At 55.6% G+C, this 21,900-nt stretch carries 17 protein-coding genes; 7 read left to right on the top strand and 10 right to left on the bottom strand.

Annotated elements, in window-relative coordinates:
* Positions 1-60: 60 nt before the first annotated feature.
* On the bottom strand, positions 61-1,980 hold the full coding sequence (gene cysN / locus DY252_RS15660) for a sulfate adenylyltransferase subunit CysN (RefSeq protein WP_064790569.1): 1,920 nt from the start codon (positions 1,978-1,980) through the stop codon (positions 61-63).
* The gene (gene cysD / locus DY252_RS15655; protein WP_245960880.1) at positions 1,980-2,873 is read right to left on the bottom strand and encodes a sulfate adenylyltransferase subunit CysD; all 894 of its coding nucleotides are present in this window, start codon (positions 2,871-2,873) and stop codon (positions 1,980-1,982) included. The genes cysN and cysD overlap by 1 nt, the downstream gene beginning before the upstream one ends.
* 355 nt (positions 2,874-3,228) lie before the next feature.
* On the opposite strand from cysD, the gene DY252_RS15650 reads away from it, so the two are divergent.
* Together DY252_RS15650 and DY252_RS15645 are read left to right on the top strand one after the other, a co-directional pair.
* On the top strand, positions 3,229-4,029 hold the full coding sequence (locus tag DY252_RS15650) for a hypothetical protein (protein WP_064790571.1): 801 nt from the start codon (positions 3,229-3,231) through the stop codon (positions 4,027-4,029).
* A 157-nt stretch (positions 4,030-4,186) separates the two neighbouring features.
* Positions 4,187-5,404 carry an aminotransferase-like domain-containing protein gene (locus DY252_RS15645; RefSeq protein WP_082923616.1) on the top strand — a complete coding sequence of 406 codons (1,218 nt, stop codon included), beginning with the start codon at positions 4,187-4,189 and terminating at the stop codon, positions 5,402-5,404.
* 107 nt (positions 5,405-5,511) lie between these two features.
* Here DY252_RS15645 and DY252_RS15640 read toward each other — a convergent pair whose 3' ends face one another.
* From DY252_RS15640 to DY252_RS15625, 4 genes are all read right to left on the bottom strand, one after another.
* Complete coding sequence (locus DY252_RS15640) at positions 5,512-5,634, bottom strand: DUF2474 family protein (RefSeq protein WP_082923617.1); 123 nt, start codon at positions 5,632-5,634, stop codon at positions 5,512-5,514.
* Complete coding sequence (gene cydB, locus DY252_RS15635) at positions 5,634-6,626, bottom strand: cytochrome d ubiquinol oxidase subunit II (protein WP_425451859.1); 993 nt, start codon at positions 6,624-6,626, stop codon at positions 5,634-5,636. The genes DY252_RS15640 and cydB overlap by 1 nt, the downstream gene beginning before the upstream one ends.
* A gap of 2 nt (positions 6,627-6,628) precedes the next feature.
* On the bottom strand, positions 6,629-8,017 hold the full coding sequence (locus tag DY252_RS15630) for a cytochrome ubiquinol oxidase subunit I (protein WP_064790574.1): 1,389 nt from the start codon (positions 8,015-8,017) through the stop codon (positions 6,629-6,631).
* A gap of 206 nt (positions 8,018-8,223) precedes the next feature.
* Complete coding sequence (locus DY252_RS15625) at positions 8,224-9,120, bottom strand: LysR family transcriptional regulator (RefSeq protein WP_318532891.1); 897 nt, start codon at positions 9,118-9,120, stop codon at positions 8,224-8,226.
* A gap of 109 nt (positions 9,121-9,229) precedes the next feature.
* Here DY252_RS15625 and DY252_RS15620 point away from each other — a divergent pair, with 109 nt between their 5' ends.
* A complete protein-coding gene (locus DY252_RS15620; RefSeq protein ID WP_064790575.1) occupies positions 9,230-10,234 on the top strand; it encodes a YeiH family protein in 1,005 nt (334 codons plus the stop codon).
* A gap of 170 nt (positions 10,235-10,404) precedes the next feature.
* Here DY252_RS15620 and DY252_RS15615 read toward each other — a convergent pair whose 3' ends face one another.
* Together DY252_RS15615 and adh are read right to left on the bottom strand one after the other, a co-directional pair.
* Positions 10,405-10,806 carry a DUF779 domain-containing protein gene (locus DY252_RS15615; RefSeq protein WP_063088417.1) on the bottom strand — a complete coding sequence of 134 codons (402 nt, stop codon included), beginning with the start codon at positions 10,804-10,806 and terminating at the stop codon, positions 10,405-10,407.
* 72 nt (positions 10,807-10,878) lie between these two features.
* Positions 10,879-12,399 carry an aldehyde dehydrogenase gene (gene adh / locus DY252_RS15610; RefSeq protein WP_064790576.1) on the bottom strand — a complete coding sequence of 507 codons (1,521 nt, stop codon included), beginning with the start codon at positions 12,397-12,399 and terminating at the stop codon, positions 10,879-10,881.
* A gap of 376 nt (positions 12,400-12,775) precedes the next feature.
* Here adh and DY252_RS15605 point away from each other — a divergent pair, with 376 nt between their 5' ends.
* From DY252_RS15605 to DY252_RS15590, 4 genes are all read left to right on the top strand, one after another.
* Positions 12,776-14,677, top strand: coding sequence for a sigma-54-dependent Fis family transcriptional regulator (locus DY252_RS15605; RefSeq protein WP_064790577.1), 1,902 nt, complete (start codon positions 12,776-12,778; stop codon positions 14,675-14,677).
* A 93-nt stretch (positions 14,678-14,770) separates the two neighbouring features.
* Positions 14,771-16,705 carry an asparagine synthase (glutamine-hydrolyzing) gene (gene asnB / locus DY252_RS15600; RefSeq protein WP_064790578.1) on the top strand — a complete coding sequence of 645 codons (1,935 nt, stop codon included), beginning with the start codon at positions 14,771-14,773 and terminating at the stop codon, positions 16,703-16,705.
* 264 nt (positions 16,706-16,969) lie between these two features.
* Complete coding sequence (gene glpD / locus DY252_RS15595) at positions 16,970-18,514, top strand: glycerol-3-phosphate dehydrogenase (protein WP_064790579.1); 1,545 nt, start codon at positions 16,970-16,972, stop codon at positions 18,512-18,514.
* A 185-nt stretch (positions 18,515-18,699) separates the two neighbouring features.
* Positions 18,700-20,487, top strand: coding sequence for a Na/Pi cotransporter family protein (locus tag DY252_RS15590; RefSeq protein ID WP_064790614.1), 1,788 nt, complete (start codon positions 18,700-18,702; stop codon positions 20,485-20,487).
* Between the two features lie 16 nt (positions 20,488-20,503).
* Here DY252_RS15590 and DY252_RS15585 read toward each other — a convergent pair whose 3' ends face one another.
* Complete coding sequence (locus DY252_RS15585) at positions 20,504-20,956, bottom strand: GNAT family acetyltransferase (RefSeq protein ID WP_082923618.1); 453 nt, start codon at positions 20,954-20,956, stop codon at positions 20,504-20,506.
* Between the two features lie 212 nt (positions 20,957-21,168).
* On the bottom strand, positions 21,169-21,819 hold the full coding sequence (locus tag DY252_RS15580) for a hypothetical protein (protein WP_064790580.1): 651 nt from the start codon (positions 21,817-21,819) through the stop codon (positions 21,169-21,171).
* Between the last annotated feature and the right edge of the window lie 81 nt (positions 21,820-21,900).

The raw sequence follows: 21,900 nt of genomic DNA, 5'->3' as shown, positions 1-21,900 counted from the left end.
ACATAGAAAACCCGGCATTTATAGATGCCGGGTTTTCCTGAATACATGTCTGAGTGCAGATCAGATTTCCGGGAACCAGGCCCCGAGAACACCGAATTCTTCAAGCTTGGAGACAATGGCCTCTGCTGCTTCTTCGGCGGTCTGATCGGATGTGTTGACCGTGATCTCGGCATTTTCCGGGCGCTCATAAGGGCTGTCGATCCCGGTGAAGTTTGCGATCTCGCCAGCACGGGCCTTTTTATAAAGACCCTTCACATCGCGCTGTTCGCAGACTTCAAGCGGGGTGTCGATAAACACCTCGATGAACTCGTCTTTCTCAACAAGGCTGCGCGCCAGTTGGCGTTCGCTTCTAAACGGCGAGATGAAGGACACCAGCGTGATCACACCGGCATCGACAAACAGCTTGGCGGTTTCACCCACGCGGCGGATGTTTTCCACACGATCGGCATCGGTAAAGCCAAGATCCTTGTTCAGGCCATGACGCACATTGTCGCCATCCAAGGTGTAGGTGTGCTTGCCCATGGCATGGAGCTTTTTCTCAACCAGGTTGGCAACGGTTGATTTACCCGCACCCGAAAGCCCGGTGAACCACAGAATGGCCGACTTCTGGCCTTTCTGATAGGCACGCGCCCCCTTGTCGATGTCCAGTTCCTGCCATTTGATGTTGGTCGCACGGCGGAGCGAATGGTTGACCATGCCCGCCCCAACAGTGGCGTTGGTATAGCGGTCAATGATGATGAAACGGCCCGAATGACGGTTTTCGTCATAAGGATCAAAGGCAAGCGCCTTGTCAGCCGAAATATTGGCAATGCCGACTTCATTAAGCTCAAGCGTCTTGCCCGGTTCATGTTCAAGCGTATTGACATTGACCTTGTATTTAAGGTCGCTGATCTGCGCATTGGCAACCTGTGCGCCCATCTTGATCAGATAGGGACGGCCGGGCAGAAGATGATCTTCATGCATCCAGATGATGCGGGCTTCGAACTGATCGGCAAAGTCGGGCTTGGCATCTGCGTGTGCCAAAACGTCACCACGCGAAATGTCGATTTCATCTTCAAGGGTCAGGGTGATCGCCTGACCGGCAATGGCAACATCTAGGTTGCCATCAAAGGTGACGATGTCCTTGACCTTGCTGGTCTGGCCCGATGCGGTCACGATAACCTCGTCACCCGGTTTGACGCGGCCTGATGAAATGGTGCCGGAAAAGCCCCGGAAATCAAGGTTCGGGCGGTTCACCCACTGCACCGGCAAACGGAACGGCTTTTCAATCGCATCCTGTTCGACCTGCACATCTTCAAGATGGGCCAGAAGCGTCGGGCCGGAATACCAGGGCGTATTGGCGCTCGGCGCGATCATGTTGTCGCCACGCAGGGCCGAAAGCGGGATCGCGGTGATCGAGCTATAGTTCAACTGCTCGGCGAATTTCATATACTCGGCAACGATCTGATCGAACTTCGACTGGTCGTAGTCGATCAGGTCCATCTTGTTGACGGCCAGCACCACATGCTTGATGCCCAGAAGGGATGTGATGAAGCTGTGACGGCGGGTCTGGGTCAGAATGCCCTTACGCGCATCAATCAGGATGACAGCAACATCAGCGGTCGAGGCACCGGTTGCCATGTTGCGGGTATATTGTTCGTGGCCGGGGGTATCGGCGACGATGAATTTGCGCTTGTCGGTCGAGAAAAAGCGATAGGCGACATCAATGGTGATGCCCTGTTCGCGTTCAGCCTGCAAACCATCAAGCAGTAGGGCGAAATCAATTTCGCCACCTTGCGTCCCGACCTTGCGGCTATCTGATTCAAGGGCGGCCAGCTGATCTTCAAAGATCAGTTTGGAATCCCAAAGCAGACGCCCGATCAGGGTCGATTTACCATCATCCACGCTGCCGCAGGTGATGAAACGCAGAAGGCTTTTTTCTTCCTGGGCCTTGAGGTAACCAAGAATGTCTTCAGCAATCAGGTCAGATTTATGGGACATCAGAAATAACCTTCCTGCTTCTTCTTCTCCATCGACCCGGCCTGGTCGTGGTCGATCATGCGGCCCTGACGTTCGCTTGAACGGGTCAGAAGCATTTCCTGGATAATGTCGGGCAGGGTGGCGGCCTCGGACTCAACCGCCCCGGTCAGCGGATAGCAGCCAAGCGTCCTGAACCGCACCGATTTCATTTCCGGCTTTTCACCCGGGTTCAGCGGCATGCGGTCGTCATCAACCATGATCAGCATGCTGTCGCGTTCGACCACCGGACGTTTGGCAGAATAATACAGCGGCACAATCGGGATCTGTTCGAGATAAATGTATTGCCAGATGTCAAGCTCGGTCCAGTTGGAGATCGGGAAGGCACGGATGCTTTCGCCCTTGTTGATCCGGGCGTTATAGATATCCCACAATTCCGGGCGCTGGTTCTTCGGATCCCAGCGATGGGTCTCGGTCCTGAATGAAAACACACGTTCCTTGGCACGTGCTTTTTCCTCGTCACGCCGCGCACCGCCAAAGGCTGCATCGAACTTGTATTTGTTCAGCGCCTGTTTCAGCGATTCCGTCTTCATGACGTCGGTATGCAGGCTGGAGCCATGGGTGAACGGGCCAATGCCGCGCTCCACACCGTCCTGATTGATATGCACAATCAGATCAAAGCCATATTCAGCCGCCATACGGTCGCGAAATGCGATCATTTCGCGGAATTTCCAGGTGGTATCGACATGCATCAATGGAAAGGGCGGCGGGGCCGGATAAAACGCCTTGCGCGCCAGATGCAGCAGAACTGATGAATCCTTGCCGATGGAATAAAGCATCACCGGCCGCTCGAACGATGCCGCCACCTCGCGGATGATGTGGATACTCTCTGCCTCAAGCTGGCGGAGATGGGTCAGATTAGGCTGCATTCTCTTTCCTGCCGATCAATCATAACTGTGGCAATCAACACATAAATTAGTGTTTATAAAAGTATTTCACTTAGCTTTGATGGGTAATATGGAACGCCCCGCAACGCAAGTGTGATTTCTATTTTCACACAAAATTTTGTAGTCGAATGATTATCAACACTCTTAGCGGTGTTTAATTCGAAAGGCGTGGCGGGGCAAGTTTATTTGCATCGCAGGGCCTCTGTTCGGGGAGGAAGACCTAAATTTTACCTTCCAAGCCAGAGTAAGCCAGATGCATTGACCAGATACCCCATTCATCGCCATATCAATCACACGCAATTGCGGCGGCGATATGTGGGGGGCGATGAACGGAAACGCACAGCCATTCAAGACCTGGATTATTCAGGATGGTATGGCCCTGATGTGGCAGGGGCGGGGCATTGTTGCCATTTCGGTGCTGCTGACAGTTCTGATCAGCGGGCTTGGCGCTGTCATGCCCGGCCCGGCATTGCTGGACGCTGAAGGCACGCCCAACCTGACGGGCGCCATCTGGCAAGTCATCTGGTTTGCGATTTATACCATTCCGCTGATCCCCGTTGCCTATGTCAGCCACATCGCTGTCCTAAGGGGCGAGGTCGGGTTTGCAGCCATGCGCGTGCAAGGTTTGGCCGGTTTGTTGCGTTTTGCGCGGGGCATGATGGCTGCTGTAGTGGTGGTGGCGGTGTTGGTCACGCTCTATCAGCTTGTGTTTGTGTCTGATCTTCTATTGATGAGTACAGGCCGCGTTGATGCGTCGGCCGCTTTACGTCTTGGTGCCGGGGCTGTGGTGGCCCTTCTGGTCTTTGTCCTGTTTGTGCTGTTGGGCGCATGGGGTGCGATGATCGTTCAGACGGGGCGGGCAAGGTTTGGCGATGTTTTGTCCGTCGGACGGCAATGCTTCTTCTATCTGTTTGTGCGACTCTTGGCGGTGGTTCTGTTCCTGCCCATTCTCTCAGCCTTGGTATTGCCGGTCATGGGGCAGGTGGTGGCGATACTGGTTGCCGTTGGCATCCCCGCCGATCCGGCATTTCTGATCGTCAGTGCGGCATTCTCCGTATTGATCGGCTGTTTCGCGGTTGTGCTGGTTTCTGTGATCTTTTGTCGGGCTTGGCTGCGGGTAAAATAGAAGGCACAGTGCAAAACCGCATAGGGCTGTAACAAGCTTGGCGACAGATCAAATTGTAATTTTATTTCAAATTTAGATGGCTTGATAAAATAAACTTGATTTAGGTCAGTGTTGCTTGCCAAATAACGGCAATGTTGCTGACCTAAAGAGTGCTGCCATGTCTGTTCAATGGAATGAAATGATCGTCGCCGATGCCCGTGCCCTGCGGGCGTCCGAAATTCGTGACCTGCTGAAAGTGGCTGAACGGCCAGAGATTATTTCATTTGCCGGTGGCGTGCCCGATCCCAAGCTTTTCCCGCTTGCGACCTTTAATGATGTTTATGGTGATCTGACCGGCGATGAGCAGGCCGGGCGTCGCAGCCTGCAATATTCCATAAGTGAAGGCCTGCCCGGGTTGCGGCAATGGATTGCGAACGATCTGGCGGCGACGGGGGCTGTGCGCGATATTGATAATATCCTGGTTACCTGTGGTGCGCAGCAGGGGTTGGATATGCTCGCCCGTCTGCTGCTGGAACCGGGGCGTGAAATCGTTCTGGAAAAGCCAAGCTATCTCGGCGCGATGCAGGCTTTTTCCATGCGTCGGCCAAGCTATGTCGGCATTGCCATGGATGATGAGGGGCCGGTGATTACCGAACTTGATGCCGCCTTTGCCAAGGGGGCGCGGATTGCCTATCTGTCGCCGGATTTCCAGAATCCGACCGGGCGATCCTATTCGCTTGATCGCCGTTTGGCGGTGCTGGAGACTGCGCGCAAATATGGCGCGGTGATCCTTGAAGACGCGGCCTATTGCAAGCTTGCCTATGAAGGTGAGAGCCTGCCGTCGCTTTTGGCCCTTGATGACACACAAGGCGATCCGGATGCCGGAACGGTTATCCAGCTTGGTACTTTTTCCAAAACGCTGGCACCGGCCCTTCGTATCGGCTGGATCACGGCACCGCGCCCGGTGATCCGTCAGCTTGTTTTGATGAAGCAGGCGGGGGATCTGCATGTTTCGACGATCAATCAGGAAATCGCACTGCGTGCCGCATCGAAACTGTTCCCAAGCCATCTGGAAACCCTGCAGGATGCCTATCGCGCCAAGCGTGATGTGATGCTAAGCGCGCTTGAGGACTTCATGCCCGAAGGTGTCACTTGGTCGCGCCCGCAAGGGGGCATGTTTGTCTGGTTAACATTGCCCGACAACATCAACAGCCGCGAACTTCTGATTGATGCGATGGAGGATGCCAAGGTCGCCTTTGTCCCCGGTCAGGCATTCTTCTGTGATCAAAGCGGCATCAATACCGCGCGCCTGAGCTTTGCCACCGAAAGCAGCGAACGTATCCGCGACGGGATTGAACGTTTGGCCCTGCTGATCCGGCGCAAGGACAACCAGTAAGCAAAAAAGAACCCGGCAGCGGGTGGGGAGTGCTGCCGGGTAGAGACCTGCTGTCGGGGGTATAAAGCAGGTCACGGGAGTTTGGTTCGGTTAGGTCAAGCGGATCATTACGCCTGCCCCATCAGGGCACGCAGCAAAAGTGATGCGGCACCAAGCACGACGACGCCGCCGATATAAAGGCCGACAAACCACAGCCATCTGCGGGTTTTGGGTGATTTGATACTGGCCATCAGTGATACCCCTCATCCCCGGTTTTTCCGCGAAACACCCAATAGGCATAGGCGGTGTAGCCCAGAATGATCGGTAGCAAGATGGCGGCCCCCACCAGCATGAAGGCAAGGCTGTTTTCAGGTGCCGCGGCATCGCGGAAGGTGATCATCGGCGGCACGATATTGGGATAAAGCGTGATCCCGAAGCCAAGGTAACTCAGGAAGAAAATGCCAAGCGTGATGCCAAACACGGTCTTTTCACGCTTCTTGACCGCATGCCACAGCCAATAGAGCAACCCAACCGTCACAAGCGGAATGGGGGCGAGATAAAGCATGTTTGGCAGTTCAAACCAGCGCTGGGCATAGGCCGGATTAACATAGGTCGTCATCAGCGACACCACGCCAAGATTGGCCGCCATCCAGATCACGGCGGGTTTGGCGAGACGGCGCAAGTTGCCCTGAAAATCGCCTTCCATCTTCATGATCAGCCAGCCGGTGCCGAGCAGGGCATAGCCCACCACAACCGCCGTCGCGCAGAACACCGAAAACGGGCTCAACCAATCAAACGCACCGCCCACAAAACGTCCGTTTTCAACGGCAATGCCTTCGATAAAGCCGCCCAGCATCGCACCTTGCATGGCGGCTGCGATGATTGATCCGGCCGAAAAGGCAAAGTCCCAGTGTTTCTGGTGGTTCTTGCTTTTGAACCGAAACTCAAACGCCACACCACGGAAAACGAGCGCGAGCAGCATGGTAAAGACCGGAATATAAAAGGCCGTCATCAGCAATGAATAGGCCTGCGGGAAGGCGGCATAAAGTCCACCCCCGCCAAGGATCAGCCAGGTTTCATTGCCATCCCACACCGGGGCGACGGTATTCATCATCCGGCCGCGATTTTTCGGGTTCTTGATGAATGGAAACAGGATGCCGATGCCAAGGTCAAAGCCATCCAGCGTGACATAGGCAAAGACGGCAACAGCAATCAGCAGAACCCAGATCAGTTGATAATCCATGATCATTCTCCTGCCACGGGCGGATGTGCGGCGGTTGATTGGCGACCACCGGCCCGCAAGATTTCGGTTTCTTCAGGGATGTGGGCGCTACGCGGGTCCTTGATCATGGCGCGCAGGATATAGGCCGTGCCGACCCCGAACACGATGGCATAGACCACCACAAAGGCGATCAGCGATCCGGCAATGGCGGTCGGGGCGACGGGCGACCCAGCCTCGGACGTACGCATCAGGCCATAAACCACCCAGGGCTGTCTGCCCACTTCGGTGGTAAACCAACCGGCCAGAATGGCAACAAAACCACTCGGCCCCATCAAAAGGGCAAAGCGATGCAAGTAGCCACAGCTATAAAGCTTCTTGCGCAGGCGTGCGATGACGCTGGCAATGCCCAGAAGTGCGATCAAAACACCCAGCCCGACCATAATGCGAAACGTCCAGAACACAATTGCCGCATTCGGGCGATCTTCAGGCGCGAAGTCCTTAAGGCCGGTGATCTTGCCATCCCATTCATGGGTCAGGATCATCGACCCCAGCTTGGGAATTTCGACCGCGTATTTGGTTTCCTCTTCTTCCATGTCGGGCATGCCAAACAGGATCAGGGGCGCACCTTCGCGGGTGTCAAAATGCCCCTCCATCGCGGCCACTTTGGCCGGCTGATGTTCAAGGGTATTAAGCCCATGCAAATCACCGGCAAAAATCTGGATCGGGCCAAGGATTGCCGCCATCCACATTGCCATGGAGAACATGATCCTGGCCGCCCGGTTTTCACGATCCCGCATCAGATGCCATGCACCAACCGCACCAACCACAAGGGCGGTGGTAAGGTAAGCCGCCAGCACCATATGCACCAGACGATAGGGGAAGCTCGGATTGAAAATCGCGTCGATCCAGCTTGAAACAACCGCCCGGCCATTTTCGATCACATAGCCGTCAGGCGTTTGCATCCAGCTGTTGGCTGACAAAATCCAGAAGGCCGAGAAAAGCGTTCCAATCGCAACCATTGTGGTGGCGGTAAAGTGCAGCTTTGGCCCGACACGGTTCAAGCCAAACAGCATGATGCCAAGGAACCCGGCCTCAAGGAAGAAGGCGCTCAGCACCTCATAGGCCAGAAGCGGGCCGATCACACCGCCGGTAAATTCGGAAAACGGTCCCCAGTTCGTGCCGAACTGATAGGACATGACAATCCCGGATACGACGCCCATACCAAAGGCAAGGGCGAAGATTTTCATCCAGAATTTGTAAAGCGAAAGATAGGTCTCGTCCCTGGTGCGCAGCCACAGGGCTTCGAGCACAAACAGGAAACTTGCCAGTCCGATGGTAAAGGACGGGAAGATAATGTGGAACGAGACGGTAAAGGCAAACTGTATGCGCGCCAATAGTTCTGCATCAAGCATTGGCAGGGTCCTCTAAGGTGGCGAAGCCTCGGGACAACTCTGCATCTTCCGCGATCGGAAGTGCCCTTTGACGGATGCATGTGTCGGTTTCGGGTGGCGCATGCACAGGTTGCCCTGTCAGACCGACCATTAGAACCGACCCCAAAATGCTGCATTGCGAATGCGCAATTTACACTTGGAATATTTTTAAATTCGATTGTTGCGATCTAGGTATTCAGGGACGAAAGGCACAGTTTCTCAAGTGCCAAAGAACTTTGGGTTTGCTGGCGTTCCTTGTGGCGCAGCACCATGAATTTGCGCGGCGGGATCGGGAAGTTTGCGCGGGCAAGGCGGCCTTGCGCGATCAGCGAACTAACCGCGAACTGGGAAACTGCGGTGGCGGCGACGCCGTTTTCGACTGCGGTAATGACGGCCTCGTTGCTGGGTAAGACAAGTGCGGTGCGCAGGCGCGCGGGATCAACGCCCAGATCGAGCAAGGCGGCTTCGAATTCCGATCTGGTGCCTGAACCGGCTTCGCGCAGGATCCAGTTGGTCTGGGTGACAAGCGCCTGTGGGCTCAGCGCCCGGCCATTGGCCCAAGGGTGTTTGGGGGACACAACAATCACCAGGGCGTCTTCGGCGACTTCGCGTTTGGCCAAGGCCGGTTCATCAATGTCGCCTTCGATAAAGCCGATATCGGCCGCACCACCGCGAACCGCATCGGATACGGTTTTGGTGTTGCCAATCGTCAGGCGGATTTCGATGCCGGGATACTGGTCATGAAATTTCATCAGGAACGGCGGCAACCAGTAACTGGCAATCGTCTGACTGGCATAAACATTAAGCTCCCCGCGCTGCATGCCGCCCAGTTCGGCGAGCGTCAGTTCTGCTGCCCGCGCACGGGCCAGCGTTGATTTGGCTTCATCCAAAAACAGTCGCCCGGTCTGGGTCAGCTCAATCCGCCGTCCCACCCGGTTAAACAGCGCCACACCATAAAAGCCTTCAAGGTTCTTGATGGCGGAGCTGACGGCCGATGGCGTAAGCCCAATCGCCTCTGCCGCGCGGGTCAGATGTTCGCGTTCGGCAACCGCGACAAAGATCTGAAGCTGTTCGAGTGTCATCATGGTTATGTTCAACTGTTCAATTTAATCGAATGAAATATGAATTTTTATTCGATGGAAGTAAATGGTTGGGCGTGAGATTTTCTGCCTGTGATCAAAACACAGGAAAACCATGTTTTTTAACACCCACCTCAAACCGATCCTGCCCGGGCTTGCCGTGACCGTTTTGGTCGCACTTGCCGCGAAGCTGGCCGAACATGCCGAGCGTATGTTGTTCGGGCGTGGCTGGGTGGAAAGTCTGGTTTTTGCCATTCTGATCGGGGTGGTGGTGCGATCGGTGTTTGGATTGGCGCCGCGCTATTTTGCCGGGGTGCGGTTTTGTGCCAAGACGTTGCTTGAAATTGCCATTGTGTTGCTGGGCGCATCGATCAGCGCGCAGGCCATCGGATCGGCCGGTGGCGGGTTGGTCGCGGCCATCATCGCGGTCGTTTGTATCAGCCTGTTTGTCAGCTACCACATTGGTCGGGCGCTTGGTCTTTCCAACCATCTTTCGATGCTGGTGGCGTGCGGCAATTCGATCTGTGGCAATTCGGCAATTGCGGCAACCGCGCCAGTGATTGAGGCGCAATCGGATGATGTAGCGGCATCTATCTCGTTCACTGCGGTTTTGGGTGTCTTGTTTGTTTTTGTCTTGCCGATGCTTCATGCCGGGCTTGGATTATCGGCAACCCAATATGGTATTTTTTCCGGCCTTACCGTTTATGCCGTGCCACAGGTTCTGGCGGCAACCGCCCCGGCCGGCACCCTTGCGGTTCAGGTAGGCACACTGGTCAAGCTGATCCGGGTTTTGATGCTGGGGCCAGTGATCTTTGCGCTGGCCGTGATTGGCGGTCGGGCACGTGAGACGAAGCTTCCGATTGCGCAGGTTGTGCCGTGGTTCATTATCGGCTTTATCGCCATGATGGTGGCCTGTTCGTTTGATCTGATCCCGGATGTTGCCCGCGCGCCGATCAAAACGACATCGTCCTTCCTGACCATCCTTGCCATGGCTGCTTTGGGATTGAGTGTCGATATCCGCAATGTCCTGCATGTCGGCGGGCGGGTGGTGATAGCTGCCCTGTTGTCGCTGATGTTTCTCTGCGCCCTTTCGGGGGTGGTGCTTGTAGTTCTGGCATAAAAAATGCCCGCTGCCCAAATGGGGAAGCAGCGGGCAAGGGGGAAGAAGCCGCACATGCGCCGGATAAGCTGGCAGCTTCTTATGGCGTTTCGCTGGGGGTGGACACCATGGGAGGAGATGTCGGAAACGAAACGCCCGGGTAGATCCAGGATCGCAAAGCGATGGCTTTGCTAATCCGTGATTGGTGCCTTTTCTTCATGCGCCTTAAGCGCGTTCCATTCATCGTCGCTAAAGATGCGCGATCGGGTCAGGAAGCGTTTGCCTTCCGGGCCCTCCAGCGAAAACATGCCGCCGCGCCCATCGACCACATCAATGATCAGTTGGGTATGACGCCAATATTCGAACTGTGCGCGCCCGATATAAAACGGACTGCCTTCAATCTCGCCCAGCAACACATCCTGATCACCGGTTTTGAACTCTCCGTCCGGAAAGCACATCGGCGCACTGCCATCGCAACAGCCGCCCGACTGGTGAAACATCACCGGCCCGTGGATATCCTTAAGCTTCCTGATCAGTTCAATTGCGGCATCTGTCGCAACCACCCTGTCAGGCGCGTTTTCTGATCCAGTCAATGTCACCTCCTTCTTTGCGAAAGGCGACCGGACGCGAGGTTGGCCTCGCGTCCGGCTGTGAAGAGGATCGGATCAGAAGAAGCCCATCGGTTTCGGATCGTAGGAAACCAGAAGGTTCTTGGTCTGCTGATAATGGTTCAGCATCATCTTGTGGTTTTCACGCCCGATGCCCGATTGCTTGTAGCCGCCAAAAGCCGCATGCGCCGGATAGAGGTGATAGCAGTTGGTCCACACACGACCGGCCTTGATGTCCCGGCCGAAGCGATATGAACGGTTGGCATCCCGCGTCCAGACACCAGCCCCAAGGCCATATAGCGTGTCATTGGCGATATGCAGCGCCTCGGCGTCGTCCTTGAACGTGGTGGCCGATACGACCGGGCCAAAGATTTCCTCCTGGAAAATCCGCATGCGGTTATGGCCCTTGAAGATGGTCGGCTGGATATAGAAACCATCCGAAAGATCTCCACCCAGATCGGCCTTGTCACCGCCACACAGGACTTCGGCACCTTCCTGTTTGCCGATATCCAGATAGGACATGATCTTTTCCATCTGCTCGGTCGATGCCTGCGCACCCATCATGGTGTCGGTATCAAGCGGGTTGCCCTGTTTGATGTTGGCAATACGCGACAGCACGCTATCCATGAACTTGTCATAGATGCTTTCCTGAATGATCGCGCGCGACGGGCAGGTGCAAACTTCACCCTGGTTCAGGGCAAACATCGCCATGCCTTCGGCGGCCTTTTGGCGGAAATCATCATCCGCCGCCATGATATCTTCAAAGAAGATGTTCGGCGACTTGCCACCAAGCTCCAAGGTCACCGGAATGATGTTTTCCGATGCATATTGCATGATAAGGCGGCCGGTAGTGGTTTCACCCGTGAAGGCGACCTTGGCCACACGGTTGCTTTGTGCCAGCGGCTTGCCAGCCTCCACGCCAAAGCCCTGCACAACGTTGACCACACCCGCCGGGATCAGATCAGAAATCAGTTCCATCAGAACGCAGATCGATGCCGGGGTCTGTTCGGCCGGTTTCAGAACCACACAGTTACCCGCGGCAAGGGCCGGGGCCAGTTTCCACACCGCCATCAGGATCGGGAAGTTCCATGGGATGATCTGACCGACCACGCCAAGCGGCTCATGGAAGTGATAGGCGACCGTGTTGTCGTCAATCTCGCCAAGCGAGCCTTCCTGCGCGCGGATGGCGCCTGCGAAATAGCGGAAATGGTCAATGGCAAGCGGGATGTCGGCTGCCAGCGTTTCACGCACGGCCTTGCCATTGTCCCACGTTTCGGCGACGGCCAGCATTTCAAGATTGGCTTCCATACGATCAGCAATCTTGTTGAGCATGTTGGCCCGTTCCGTGACCGAGGTCTTGCCCCAGGCCGGGAAGGCGGCATGTGCGGCATCAAGGGCCTTTTCGATGTCTGCAGAGCTCGATCGTGCGATTTCGCAGAACGGCTTGCCATTTACCGGCGACACATTTTCAAAATACTGACCCTTTGCAGGGGCCACCCATTCACCGCCAATGAAGTTTTCATAGCGGCTCTTGAAGCTGACCTTGCTGCCAGAGTCATTTGGATTCTTGTAGATCATTTGGGTTCCTCCGAGATAACGGGCGATTTGCCGCCCGCATTTTTGATTATGACGATCCGTTACCCGCAAAGGTCGTGCCACTTGCCGATTTCGATACCGGTTTGTCAGAAAGAACCTGTTTTTCAGATGGTTGAGCGTTCCCGGTTGAGCCGCGGGTTTTGTGCCATCGGCATGACTGGAACAGGGCGATTGGCACAAATTGTTCCAAAAATGGAACACTCACGGTTTTGCCGGATTTGGCGGGCGAAACTGTTTGGCGTGGGGGACGTCAAATGTGTTACGATTTGGCCTGTGATCGGCTGTGACAAAAGTCACGCACCGGAAAAATCCGGGCCAAAACAATGGCAAAAACACCGACACAAGGGAGATAGCGTCTATGTCAGGAAACATTCCCGGCGGACGGATAGAAGCAGCCCTGCAGCTGAGCGGCGGGGCGCAAAATCGTGCGGTGCTTGAAAGCTGGCAACGGTGTGAACAACGCTTTGGTCTGGCTCATGACACCCTGCGCCGTCCCGAAGTCATATCTGAAAGCCAGACCCGGCAATTGCGTGATCGCAACGGGCGGCTTTATCACCATGCCCACGATCTGGTGCGTACCCTTTACCGCAAGATTGATGCATCCGGCTATGCGGTGTTTCTGACCGATAATAGTGGTGTCATCCTTGACAGTGTTGCGGCCCATTCGCTTTTGCCGTCATTTCGCACCAACGGCCTGCTCCCCGGTGCGGTCTGGAGCGAGGAACGCGAAGGCACCAATGGCATTGGTACCTGTATTGTCGAAGGCCGCCCGATCACCATCCACAAGGATGAACATTTCCTGGCCCAGCATTCGGTTCTGACCTGCACCGCCGCCCCCGTCTTTGATCCCGATGGCAAGGTGTGCTCGGTCCTGGATGTGTCGGCTGTGCGCGAAGATATCAAACGCCCCGATTGCCTGCGCGTGCGCGGCATGGTGGCCGATTACGCCGATGCGCTTGAACGTATCCTGTTTTTTGATGAACGCGCCGGTGATGTGATTGTCCACCTTCATCCCGATGCCCGCCATGTCGGATCAACCCGTGATGCGATGATTTCGATTGCGCCAGATGGCACAATCAGCGGGGCAACATCGACTGCGCGTCGCATTCTGGCGGCATGCGACAATTCCGCCGATATCGCCGATATGTTCGAGATGGATGTCGACAACCTGATTGCCAAACTGGCAAGCCCGGACGGGCAGGGACCATCGGCAACCCCGCTTAATATCGCGGGCGGTGGTGTTCTGTTTGGCAGTGTCACCATACCGCAACGTATGCGCCGCCGTTATGTCGGGCGCTCAACACCGGTGGCGCGCAAGGCGCCATCCCTGCCAGCCCGACGCACGACCGACATCCCGGACAAGGACGCCGCCCTTCGGCGTATTTTTGAAATCGGAACGCGGCTTCATGCGCGCGATATCAATGTCCTGATGTCAGGCGAAACCGGCAGCGGCAAGGAATATCTGGCCCGTCATATTCATGATGCCACCCTTGGTAAATCAAAGGCGTTTGTTGCGATCAACTGTGCCGCCCTTCCCGAAGGACTGATTGAAAACGAACTGTTTGGTCATGCCGGTGGCGCCTTTACCGGGGCGGCACGCGATGGCTTTGGCGGCCGCATCCGCGAGGCCAATGGCGGCACGCTGTTTCTCGATGAAATTGGCGATATGCCGCTGGCCGCCCAAGGCCGATTGCTGCGTGTGCTTGAAAGTCGGACGGTGGAGCCGCTTGGCAGTACAAAGTCCGTGCCGGTCGATTTCCGCCTGATCTGTGCGAGCAATGTCGACCTGAATGCGGCGGTGGCCGAGGGCAAATTCCGTGAAGACCTGCTTTATCGCATCAAGGGCGCGCGCCTTGCGGTGCCGCCGTTACGCGAACGCAGTGATCTTGCGGATCTGATTGGGCGGCTATTGGCGGCGTTGTCGGACGACTATGTCGCATGCAGTGATGATGTTCTGGCACTTTTGACGGCTCACCGCTGGCCGGGAAATGTGCGCGAACTGATCAATGTTTTGCAATATGCCGCTGTCTTTGCCGAAGACGGAGTGATTGAGCCCAATCATCTGCCCGATGATTTCGATGTGACGCAGGATACAGCGCCGCCATCGCCGGGCCAGACCATCGCACGGGCGGAGGCCGATGCCCTGCGCCAAGTCCTTGATGATCAGCAATGGCACATCAGCAACACCGCCAAGGCACTGGGCATTGGGCGCAACACGCTTTATCGCCGGATGGCGCGGCTTGGGATCAATCGACGTTAAAAATCGTCGAATTACCCGGCTTTTGCGAATGTTTTCATTGTAGGGCACACCGTTATTGTTTTAAGTAACGGCAGGGCTTTACAGGATATTTTCATGTGTGGAATTGCCGGTTTATGGCTGTCTGAACAAGCTGATGCAACGCGCTTGGGTGATCGTATGTCGCGCATGAATGATGCGCTGTATCACCGTGGCCCGGATGGCGGTGATGTCTGGCTTGATGAGCAAGATGGGATTGCCCTTGGGCAGCGCCGCCTTGCCATCATTGATCTATCCGATGCCGGCAAACAGCCGATGCATTCCGCCAATGGCCGTTATGTCATGGTCTATAATGGCGAGATCTATAACGCCCCGGAACTGCGTGAAAAGCTTGCCTCGGCCAACATCACGTGGCGCGGCCATTCCGATACGGAAGTCATCCTCGAATGTATTGCCCATTGGGGCCTGCGCGATACCATCAAGCGCCTGATTGGCATGTTTGCCATCGCCCTTTGGGATCGGCAGAAAAAGAAGCTGTTCCTTGTACGTGACCGTCTGGGCATCAAGCCGCTTTACTGGTCGCGCTATGACGGCCATATCGGTTTCGCGTCCGAGGTCAAAGGATTGCTGGCAGGCGACGCCATCTCGCGCGAGGTCAACCAGACCGGCCTTGATGCCTATTTGCGCTTTGGCTATGTGCCGTCCGGGCTTTCGATTTACGCCCATGCCAAGATGCTCAAACCCGGCCATATTCTTGAAATTTCATCGCATGATCAGGCGACCGAAAACGCCTATTGGTCGGTCGAAGATGCGGTGCTTAACGGTCAGACACATGCCTGGAGCGGCGATGATCAAAGCGCAATTGATGCGCTTGAAGATTTGCTGCGCGATGCGGTTCAACGCCGCATGGTGGCCGATGTGCCGTTGGGCGCGTTCCTGTCGGGCGGGATTGATTCATCGACCGTCGTTGCCCTGATGCAGTCGGTTTCAGACCGGCCGGTCAAGACATTCTCGGTCGGCTTCGAGGACGAGGCCTTTAACGAGGCGGCCTTCGCCGGTGAAGTGGCAAAGCACCTCAAGACCGATCATACCGAACTTTATGTCACGCCCCAAGATGCGCTTGATCTGGTGCCGAAGCTTTCGGAAACTTATGACGAGCCGTTCTTTGACAGCTCCGCCATTCCGACCTATCTGATTTCGGCCCTGACCCGCAAGCATGTCACGGTCGCCCTGTCGGGCGATGGCGGCGATGAGACTTTTGGCGGGTATAACCGTTATTTGTGGGCCAAGCAGCTCAGTCGCGCGGCTGGCAGCATTCCATTTGGCGCGCCTCTTGTGTCGCGCGGGCTGACCATGCTGTCGCCGCAACATTGGGACACACTTGTCGGCCTGATGCCGGGCAAAAAATCGACCAGTGCGATTGGCGATAAAATCCACAAGGCCGCACCGCTGCTGGCGATCCGCGATGATATTGATCGCTATCATGCGCTGATTTCGCTGTTTGATCCCGACAAGCTGCGCGGCAAGCATGCATCGAGCAAGAAATTCCGTGTGCCGGGCGAGAAGTTCTGTCGCAACCGTCACCTTGATTACGTGTCCTCCATGCAGGCCATGGATACGATGATGTATATGGTCGATGATGTTCTGACCAAGGTGGACCGGGCATCGATGGCCAATTCGCTTGAAGTGCGCGTGCCGTTCATTGATCACCGCGTGATCGAGTTTGGCTGGCGTTTGCCCGCCCGGCTTAAGATGAACGGATCGGTCGGCAAATATGCCCTGCGCCAGATCCTGTATAAATATGTTCCGCGCGACCTGATTGACCGGCCGAAAACCGGCTTTGGCGTGCCGTTGGCGCAATGGCTGCGCGGGCCGCTTCATGAATGGATGGGCGACCATCTGGCCAATGAAGCGCTTTATACCGATTTTGGTCTGGATCGTCGCCAGATCGAAAAGCTTCGGTCCGAACATATGTCGGGCAAGCGCAATTGGGGCCATCAGCTTTGGACGATTGCCATGCTGTCTGACTGGCAGAAACGCTGGCTGGCCTAATCGGCTCTTACATCTTGCTCTGGCATCTTGCGTGTTGCGCACACTTGATCCCCGTCTGAACCTCAGGCGGGGTTTTTCATTTTCGTTCACGAATGAACGTTTTCTTTCCTGTGGTTGATTCGGGTTTATCAAGCATAACTGAAGCATGTGCGTGCAAGCGGCGCATGGCTGTGTCGAATAAATGTCACAATTCGAAACTTGAAAATTTTCGAAAATGAACTATTTTGAAGATCAACGAGTTTCCTTATGTGATGAGAGGCCCCAATGGCTGGCACTTCAAACTATGATCTGATCATTATTGGCGGCGGCATAAACGGTGCCGGGATCGCGCGCGATGCGGCGGGCCGGGGGCTTCACGTATTGTTGTGTGAAAAGGATGATCTGGCCAGTGCGACCTCGTCGGCCAGTACCAAGCTGATCCATGGCGGGTTGCGTTACCTTGAACATTGCGAGTTCCGTCTGGTGCGCGAAGCGCTGACCGAACGTGAAGTGCTGTTGGATAATGCGCCACATATCATCTGGCCGCTGCGCTTTGTCCTGCCGCACCGCAAGGATCTGCGTCCGGCCTGGATGATCCGTCTTGGATTGTTCCTGTATGACCATCTTGGTGGGCGCAAAAAACTTCCGGCCTCCGAGGGCATTTCATTTGCCAAGCACGTTTCAGGTGCACCGCTGCGTGACGAAATGACCAAGGGCTTTGTCTATTCCGATTGCTGGGTCGATGATGCGCGGCTTGTTGTCCTCAATGCGATGGACGCAAAGGACATGGGGGCAGAGATTTTGACCCGCACTGAATGCGTTGGGGCAAACCGCGCAGGCGATGGTTGGAACGTGACGCTGCGCGATCAGGAAACCGGCGAAAACCGTTCGGTGTCAGGCCGCATGCTGATCAATGCCGCCGGTCCGTGGTGTGCCGATCTGATCAATCCAAAAAACGGTGTGGTTAAATCCGATACCAAGGCCAACATCCGTCTGGTCAAGGGCAGCCATATTGTCGTGCCCAAGATGTTCGATCATGATTTCTGCTATATCTTCCAGAATGGTGATGGCCGCATTGTCTTTGCCATTCCCTATCAGGATGACTTCACCCTGATCGGCACCACCGATGTTGATTTCAAGGGCGATCCGGCCAAGGTCAAGATTGATCAGGATGAAATCGATTATCTGTGCAAGCTTGCCAGCGGTTATTTCAAAAAGCCGATCACGTCTGATGATGTCGTCTGGACCTATTCCGGGGTGCGCCCGCTTTATGCCGGTGAGGGCGCGGAAGCAAACGCGTCCAAGGTATCGCGAGATTATACCCTGAAGCTTGAATCCAAAGATCACAAGGCACCGGCACTGCATGTGTTTGGTGGCAAAATCACCACCTATCGCAAGCTTGCCGAACACGCGCTTCAGATCATCTCAAAGGAACTGGGAGCCAAGGACACCCCATGGACGGCAAATACGGTGCTGCCGGGCGGGGATTTCCCCAATGCATCCTATGAGGCGGCCTTTGCTGATTATGCCGCGCGTTATGAGTGGATGGATGCGGTGATGCTCAAACGCCTGCTGCGCGCCTATGGGACGCGGATCGAACAGATCATTGGCGATGCCCAAACTGTTGGTGATCTTGGTAAATGTTACGGTCATGACCTGTATGAGGCAGAGGTCCGCTATCTGATCGATCAGGAGTGGGTGCGCGATATCGATGACCTGATCTGGCGTCGTTCCAAGCTTGGCCTGCGCTTGTCGGGGGATCAGATTGCGGTCCTGCGCGAACGTTTGGCACAGGAAAAGCCAGACCATAAATCGGTTGCCGCCGAATAAGCCAAGGATTGCCCGCGAACTGTCAGGCCTGAACGTCGGCTCGTTTGTCGGGCGCGGCAATGGGTAGGTCAGGGGAATGTCTGCCACCCAACAGTTTGGCAAGGGGCTAAACATCCAATTGGGTTTGGTCCCCAAACTGCGCTATGGTCGGTTTGTTTTCAACCGATTACCTCGACCGGTGCCCAATGCCGACATTCCTGAAATCCATTCTTGCAAGCGCGGTCTTGCTCCTTCTGGCCAACTCGGCGGCCTGGGCGGCGGACAACGCGCCATCGCTTGACACCTGGTCGATGGCGATCGGTCTGGTTGGCGGGTTGGCCCTGTTTTTATACGGGATGGATCATCTTGCAGGCGCGCTTAAAACCCTTGCCGGGTCCAGATTGCGTCGTGTTTTGTCTGGCATGACCCGCAATCGTATCTGGGCCGCAGTTTCGGGTGCGGTTATTACCGGGCTGGTGCAGTCATCAAGTGTTACGACTGTGCTGGTGGTTGGCTTTGTGTCGGCCGGACTGATGCCGTTTGCCCAATCGATTGCCGTGATCATGGGCGCCAATGTCGGCAGTACCCTGACCGCGCAAATCATCGCCTTTCAGATTGATGCCATTGCGCCACTTTTTATTGCCATCGGCTTTGCCATGACGATGCTGGCCGATCGCAAGCGGTTTACCCTGATCGGCAAGGCGGTGCTGGGTATGGGCATGCTGTTCTTTGGCATGGGCATGATGAGTGACGCCATGGAACCGCTTCGAACCTATGGCCCGTTCATCGATGTGATGGGCCAGATGCGCAATCCGTTTCTCGCCATGCTGGTGGCGGCGGCGTTCACTGCGCTGGTGCAATCAAGTGCGGCGACGATGGGGATTGTCATTGTTCTGGCCGGGCAGGGATTGGTGCCGCTTGATAGCGGTATCGCGCTTATTTTCGGGGCCAATATCGGCACCTGTGTCACCGCGTTGCTGGTGACGATTGGCAAGAACCGTGATGCATTTCGCACCGCCCTTGGCCATGTGTTATTTAATGTGGTCGGTGTTTTGATCTGGTTGCCGTTTATTGACCAACTGGTAAGGCTTGTCGAATTCATCACCACCGGACGCACACCCGAGACAACAGACATCGCGCGCGAAATTGCCAATGCGCACACCATCTTCAATGTCGTCAATGTCATCCTGATGATCGGGTTTGTGCCCGCAATAGCGCGCCTGATCGAAAAACTGGTTCCGGCCGAAATCGACACCGAACCACGTCTCAGCCCGGAACCAAAATACGTTATTCACGAACTCAGCGTCGCACCTGCCGCAGCACTAAGCCTGCTGCGCAACGAGGTTGTCCATATGGGCGATGTGGTGATTGATGTCGTGCGGCGAGGGCGCGAAAACCTGCGCAACCCGACACGACCAAAGCTTAAAAAGCTTGGCGAACTCGATGACGGGGTCGATAGCCTGCAAGACGCGATTGCGCTGTTTGCCGCAAAACTGCCGCGTGCGGGACTGCTGGCAGCGGACCTCAACCGTATGCAGAACGAGCTTGCCGTCAGCAACCATCTTGAAGCCATCGGTGATCTGATCAGTGAGGAAATGGTCAAGCTGGTCGGCGAATGGCTTGATATTCGCCACATGCCATCAGACGAAAACCGCCAGAAAATGGCAGAGCTTTACGAGATCGCCGAAGATTGCCTGAAACAGGCGATGACCGCCTTTTCGGCCGAGGATCTGGAGGCCGCCAATCGTGTGCTGGGTCGCAAGGCGGAGTTCACCACCAAACTTGATACGACATTGCGCAAGGTTAGTGACGAAATCGGCCCGCGCGATCTTGATATTCGTCGTTACCGGATTGAAGTCGCGATGGTCGAACGCATCAACCGCCTGTATGAGCGCGCACGCCGGATTGCCCACGCAACAATCGCAATTAAAAATCAGCAAAAACCAGCCCCGACAGAGCAAAACGCGGCATCGACCATCGCCGATGCCATGTAATGCAACCGCGACGGGGCTATCGGTCGGCAGGCGGGGTGTTGATGTCTTTTTGCATCACCGTGACGTCACAGGCGCGATAGCCAAGATGGCGATAGAAATCCTGCATCGCATGGTTGTCCGCACGCACCATCAACTGCATGCGCCAAACACCCTGATCGCGCAGCCAGTTTTCCCCGACCTCCATCAGGCGACGACCCAGTCCTGATTTCTGCAAACTTGGTGTTACGGCCATATAATAGACCCAGCCGCGATGCCCGTCATGACCCGCCATGACAGACCCAATAATGTTATCGCTGTTATCTTCCCAGACGAAAAGGGTGGCTTCCTTGCTTTCAAGCGCAAAGCGCACATCCCATTCTGGCGGGTTATACGGGCGGTAAAGCCCGGTTTCCTGCCAAAGGGTTGTTAATGCGGGGATATCATCGAGGGTGGCTGTTCTGGGGGCGGGTTTTGGGGCGTTGGTCGTCATGGTGCTTCTTTCATGGGGCGGATTATAGAAGCGCGTAACAATGCTTGGATTACACGAAGCCGTCAAACCTAATTGCGTGACAAGCCGATGAAGTTAAACCCAAAAACGCAAAACGCCCCCAAGGGGAGCCTTGGGGGCGCAGGCGGGTCCGGGGTATCGGTTGGGATGGGGGAAGTCCCCGGACCGGGGAAGGTTCGGTTTTGACGGACCGATCAGCTGATCGGGCGACCGGTCACGCTGCTCAGTTCCATTTCACGCACAATGTCGCCGGCCTGATTGGTGACGGTGGCGGTATAGGTACCACGCGGGGTTTCGGCGATGTCACCCAGTTTAAGCTCACCATTGCCAAACCGGATCACCATCGCATTGGCCAGAAGCGTCATCTGATCAGCGGTGAATTTGCGATCAAAACGTGCCGCCTTGTCTTTGTTCGGTTTGCCGATCAGTTTGCGCAGATCATGGCGGGTACCGCGATCCATACGGCCGGTTTTTTCATCAAATTTCAAAACCTCGACCACATCACCACTGGCATTCAGCAAGACAACATCAATCTTGCCAGCCTGTTCGGAGGTCTTGGCATCACCGGTCTTGAGGTTGGATTTACCCATTTTCAAAAGCATCGCATCTACCAGCGTGCGGGCCTCATCGGTGGTCAATGGCACGGCGCGTGTGCGGCCTTCGCCATGGAACATGCCGCCTTTGTGATACTTGCCATGTTCGCCGAAGTCACCGTGTTCACCCCGCATATATTCGCCTTTATGGTCACGTTCGCCAGGCGACGCATAAGCCGCTGCAAACGGGGTTGCGATCATGGTGGTGGCAATCAGGGCGGCAGCAAGTTTAAGAATGGTTTTGCGTTTCATCGGGAACCTCATCAGGTTTGTGGGGGATCAATGTGTTGAGGGCCGTTATCGCCTATGATTGTCGCGAAATGATCCCGGCGA

This window comes from Thalassospira indica (genome assembly GCF_003403095.1).
In the GTDB taxonomy this organism is placed as follows: domain Bacteria; phylum Pseudomonadota; class Alphaproteobacteria; order Rhodospirillales; family Thalassospiraceae; genus Thalassospira; species Thalassospira indica.
This window is presented reverse-complemented; position numbering and strand designations above follow the sequence as displayed.

Bases quoted from the DNA above. Each gene is read 5' to 3' on its own strand.
- DY252_RS15640 (WP_082923617.1), bottom strand. From the start codon at position 5,634: ATGGCCAGTATCAAATCACCCAAAACCCGCAGATGGCTGTGGTTTGTC.
- DY252_RS15625 (WP_318532891.1), bottom strand. From the start codon at position 9,120: ATGATGACACTCGAACAGCTTCAGATCTTTGTCGCGGTTGCCGAACGC.
- DY252_RS15645 (WP_082923616.1), top strand. From the start codon at position 4,187: ATGTCTGTTCAATGGAATGAAATGATCGTCGCCGATGCCCGTGCCCTG.
- adh (WP_064790576.1), bottom strand. From the start codon at position 12,399: ATGATCTACAAGAATCCAAATGACTCTGGCAGCAAGGTCAGCTTCAAG.
- DY252_RS15620 (WP_064790575.1), top strand. From the start codon at position 9,230: ATGTTTTTTAACACCCACCTCAAACCGATCCTGCCCGGGCTTGCCGTG.
- DY252_RS15585 (WP_082923618.1), bottom strand. From the start codon at position 20,956: ATGACGACCAACGCCCCAAAACCCGCCCCCAGAACAGCCACCCTCGAT.
- cydB (WP_425451859.1), bottom strand. From the start codon at position 6,626: ATGGATTATCAACTGATCTGGGTTCTGCTGATTGCTGTTGCCGTCTTT.
- DY252_RS15650 (WP_064790571.1), top strand. From the start codon at position 3,229: ATGAACGGAAACGCACAGCCATTCAAGACCTGGATTATTCAGGATGGT.
- cysN (WP_064790569.1), bottom strand. From the start codon at position 1,980: ATGTCCCATAAATCTGACCTGATTGCTGAAGACATTCTTGGTTACCTC.
- DY252_RS15630 (WP_064790574.1), bottom strand. From the start codon at position 8,017: ATGCTTGATGCAGAACTATTGGCGCGCATACAGTTTGCCTTTACCGTC.
- DY252_RS15590 (WP_064790614.1), top strand. From the start codon at position 18,700: ATGCCGACATTCCTGAAATCCATTCTTGCAAGCGCGGTCTTGCTCCTT.
- asnB (WP_064790578.1), top strand. From the start codon at position 14,771: ATGTGTGGAATTGCCGGTTTATGGCTGTCTGAACAAGCTGATGCAACG.
- DY252_RS15580 (WP_064790580.1), bottom strand. From the start codon at position 21,819: ATGAAACGCAAAACCATTCTTAAACTTGCTGCCGCCCTGATTGCCACC.
- DY252_RS15605 (WP_064790577.1), top strand. From the start codon at position 12,776: ATGTCAGGAAACATTCCCGGCGGACGGATAGAAGCAGCCCTGCAGCTG.
- glpD (WP_064790579.1), top strand. From the start codon at position 16,970: ATGGCTGGCACTTCAAACTATGATCTGATCATTATTGGCGGCGGCATA.